Annotated in this window: 1 pseudogene; it reads right to left on the bottom strand. The window is 64.5% G+C overall.

The features are described 5' to 3' along the window. A pseudogene (locus tag D452_RS30555) lies at window positions 1-446 on the bottom strand (hypothetical protein); the annotation flags it as partial. Window positions 447-512: the final 66 nt, after the last annotated feature.

Genomic DNA, 512 nt, shown 5'->3' with positions numbered 1-512 from the left:
CCCCAGTAGAACGCGTGGTGGGAGGGGTCCCTGCCATAGCCCGCGATCTCGCCCAGGCTGGAGCGGTTGACCGTGACGCGGGAAGCACCGCAGCGCACAGGGGTGCCGTCCATCAAACGCAGGTTCTCGTGCCAAGTGGGAACCGCTCGGGCCAGCCACATCGCGACCGTGAACAGGACCGGGGCTGCTGAGCGTAGGTGGCGGTTGTATTCGGACTGGCAGGGCAAGCGGGGGAACAAGTGCCCGATCCGGTGCGGGGCCGCACGCATCCAGTGGCGTTCGGAATCATGGCGCAGCAGCACTTGGGCCAGGGCGACACAGACGAGTTCGGCGTCGTTGAGCAAGCGGGGGCGGCCCGGACCGAGGCGTTGGTTGCGGGAAGGGATCACGTCATCGTCCAGATGGACGTAGAGTGCTGTCAGAAGGGCGTCAAGGTCTTTGGTCACACACTGATCCTCGACGCCCTTCGTCATGCCCGCAGCAGGTTCAGAAATTTCCCATCAACGATCTAG

The organism is Nocardiopsis prasina DSM 43845, assembly GCF_000341265.1.
GTDB classification, from domain to species: Bacteria; Actinomycetota; Actinomycetes; order Streptosporangiales; family Streptosporangiaceae; genus Nocardiopsis; species Nocardiopsis prasina.
This window is presented reverse-complemented; position numbering and strand designations above follow the sequence as displayed.